1 protein-coding gene is annotated in these 628 nt (G+C 74.5%); it reads right to left on the bottom strand.

Going from position 1 to position 628, the window contains the following annotated elements:
- Positions 1-132: 132 nt before the first annotated feature.
- Positions 133-628: PucR family transcriptional regulator (locus E0D90_RS25945; protein ID WP_227870527.1), on the bottom strand; the 496-nt coding region annotated here is incomplete at its 5' end.

Genomic DNA, 628 nt, shown 5'->3' with positions numbered 1-628 from the left:
TCGTGGGCTCGGAGAATGTGTATAAGAGACAGGAGTTCCTCTGACCGCCCTTGACCGTGCCCGGATGCCACGGTCAAGGGCGGTCAGAGGAACTCGAGAACGATCAGGGGCGGCCAGAACGGTCAGAAGCAGTCAGAGACGTGCGGCCTTCAGCGCCATGTGCAGCAGCAGGCGGTCCGCGCCGTCGCCGAGGTCCAGGCCGGTCAGCTGCTCCACGCGGGAGAGCCGGTAGTACAGCGTCTGCCGGTGGATACCGAGAGCGGCCGCCGTGCGCCCGGCCTGTCCCGCGTGGTCGAGATAGGACTCCGCGGTCCGGGCGAGCTCCCGGTGGGCCGGGAGCAGCAGGGGCGCGGCTGCCGGGTCGGCGGTACGACCGCCCGCGGGCTTCGGGAGCGCGGTGAGCAGCCGGTAGGGGCCGATGTCGTCCCAGTGCGCCACGGGGCGCAGGAGGGGCTCGGCCCTGGCCGCGCGCGCTGCTGCGCGCGCCCGGCGCCAGGCGTCCGGGATTTCCGCCGGGTCGGACGCCGCGAGCGCCGTGGACTCCGCCCCGCCGCCCTCTCCCCGGCCGTCCGGACGCTCGTCACCGCCGGGCGTCGCCGCCCCGTGCGGAGCGGCGCCCACCACTCCC

This window comes from Streptomyces otsuchiensis, from assembly GCF_004305975.1.
GTDB lineage: Bacteria > Actinomycetota > Actinomycetes > Streptomycetales > Streptomycetaceae > Streptomyces > Streptomyces otsuchiensis.
Note: the sequence above shows the minus strand (reverse complement) of the source record. Positions and strands in the feature narration are given on the sequence as shown.